2 protein-coding genes are annotated in these 2,469 nt (G+C 60.7%); both read left to right on the forward strand.

The window, feature by feature from the left end; genetic code table 11:
* Positions 1–439: 439 nt before the first annotated feature.
* Positions 440–1,288 (forward strand): alpha/beta fold hydrolase, encoded by an 849-nt coding sequence (locus tag AC1DT2_RS20620; RefSeq protein WP_477298405.1) that lies wholly within the window; start codon positions 440–442, stop codon positions 1,286–1,288.
* Between the two features lie 214 nt (positions 1,289–1,502).
* Positions 1,503–1,889: a GNAT family N-acetyltransferase gene (locus tag AC1DT2_RS20625; RefSeq protein WP_477298406.1), complete on the forward strand. Its 387-nt coding sequence runs from the start codon at positions 1,503–1,505 to the stop codon at positions 1,887–1,889.
* The last annotated feature ends 580 nt before the right edge of the window (positions 1,890–2,469 follow it).

Consider the following 2,469-nt stretch of genomic DNA (forward strand, 5'->3'; position numbering starts at 1 on the left):
GAGGTTCGAGGCGGCAGGGYCGTCGGGGTAGGCATAGGTTAGGGTTTTAAAAAAAACCAGCCATGCCGCAACCTCCGGAATCCATGATGGGTCGTCCGGACATGTCGATCTCGTTGACGACGACAACGAAGGGTCGGAAGAGACGGATCTAGCAGCATGAACCGGCAGCCGCGCCGCCGCGCCGATTCGCCGCTCGATGAGTCTGTAAAGCCAAATCTATCGTGATTCCGCAGATGCTTGCCGCCAGCGTCCTCGGTCTGTTGCTGCGGCTGTGCTGGCACAACCAGTCCATCTGGGCACTGGGTCCGTGCGGGGTGTGCACGCTCACCGCAGGTTTTTGCACTTTGTACGTACGTAAACCTTAGAGCCGAAATGATGCACTCATGGTCGGGCTGGTTGCCGCCGGGACCCGGCCTGCCCCTTTCGGACTACGTATCCCTTGAAAAAACTCGTCGAACTCGCAACCGTCGCCATGCTCACGACAACGGCAGCCGTCCATGCGCAGACACCCGTTTGGCAGAGCCTTCCGCCGCCAACTTCCCTTCCCCATCTGGCCAGCGAAGGCTATGTCACACGTGAGGGAGCACGTATCTGGTACGGAACGGTCGGCAAAGGTCCCACCGTGTTTCTCCTTCATGGAGGGATGTCCAGTAGCGACTCCTGGGGCAACCAGGTGCCTGCCCTGGTCGATAGCCACCACCGGGTCATCCTCATCGATACGCGCGGCCACGGTCGAAGCACGCTCGGCAACGTTCCCCTGAGCTATGAGGTCTTCGAGGAAGATCTACGCAGTGTCATGGACACCCTTCATATCAAAAAGGCCGACATTGTCGGTTGGAGCGACGGTGCCAACACCGCACTCGTGATGGCGATGAAAGATCCTGCCAGGGTGCGCAGGATCTACGCGTTCGGCGCCAACATGAATGCGGACGCGGCCAAGCCTGGCGCGCTCGACTCGCCGATCCTTGCAAAGGTAGTCGTCCTGCTGGAGCAGACGTACGCTCGCGTATCGCCGACACCCGATGGCTTCGGCGCACTGCACGCAGCAGTTGAGAAGATGCAGAAAACCGAACCCAACTACACCGCCAGCCAGCTTGCGGCCATTCATGGCCCGGCGATCGCTGTCGCCGATGGCGACCATGAAGAGTTCATCAAGGAAGAGCATCCCCGATACATGGCCCGGACCATTCCCGGCGCGAGCCTGGTCATTCTCCCCGGAGTCAGTCACTTCGCCCCGTGGCAGGCACCCGGCGCGTTCAATGCGTCATTCCTGCAGTTCCTGAGGTGAGCCGGCCGGTACAGTCCTATATCGCATCAGCCGCAAATCAGTGTGCGTCATACGTGCAGGCCGACCACATCACGTAATACGTGGTAGGCGCGATCGTGATGTTTTTACTGCCTACAGCTATAAGCTCTTGTCTGCGGATTTTCCACTTTCCGGATCCGTATTCGCGTACGCCCGACGCGCCATCGGAGAGAAAACGGGATTCATACCGGGGTGGATGAGCGGCTTCTACGAATGTGCCGATATCAACAGCCTGGCTTACAGCTTACCCGTAGAGCTGATGCGAGACGGACTCGATGGTGCGACGCTATGGAAGAAGAGTGCCTACTGCTATCTCGCGTATCTCGGTGACACCGCCGTAGCGACAGCGTCTGTCGTGGAAATCGAAGACGTGCTCTATGTCGCACTCGTGGCGACGCGACCGGATGCGCAGCGCCGCGGATTCGCGGAGGCAACTATACGGCACGCGCTGAGGGTCGCAAGCGAGGCAACCGGCCACCGGAAGACCTGCCTTCATGCGACGCAAGCGGGCTACCCTGTTTATGAGCGCATGGGCTACACCCCGGTGACGCGCATCGTGGGTTTCGGCCCGGCTAGTCCATGAGGACGATGCCCGGTAGTGCCTTCGACGGATCAATTCAGACGGTCGGTTCCTTGACGAACCGGGTGGCGTATTCCTCGATCACGGCCTCGGCAATGACGCTGGACATCCCGGATGTCATCGAACGGGTTTCGCCGGCGGGAAAGGTCACAACCACCGCGTCCCTGGAGCGGGGCACCCCCTCCCGGACAGGGTGAAGGCGGGACCGTGCTGCGCGCGTAAGGTGTGCTTCTTGCCATTTTTAGATGCGCCGTCCGCGTTCCTCATCCCACAGTTCACCTTCGAACAAGCCAATGAGGTGGACGGATTCCCATAGTCGGCACAGGCAAGTTTCAATATCGAGTTGGGCGGCGGCCGGGAGCGATGCGGCTGGCAAGCCGCAGACGCTACAAAGGGGGGGGGAGGCAGCGGGGTGCCGTGAGAGGTCAAGGAGGGGGCGCGGCCAAAGCGAAGGCGGTTGGCGCGGGATGGAGCGAAGCAGCTGACACCGATCCCGAAACAGCCCTTGACCTGGCCAACTGCAGTGGAGCGAGACGATGCCCGGGAAGGGTAGTGGGAAGAGCAGATGTCCTCTGGGATAGAC

This window comes from Luteibacter sp. P4_E6, assembly GCF_056401535.1.

Excerpts from the sequence above, each read along its gene's own strand:
- AC1DT2_RS20625 (WP_477298406.1), top strand. The coding sequence starts at position 1,503 with ATGAGCGGCTTCTACGAATGTGCCGATATCAACAGCCTGGCTTACAGC.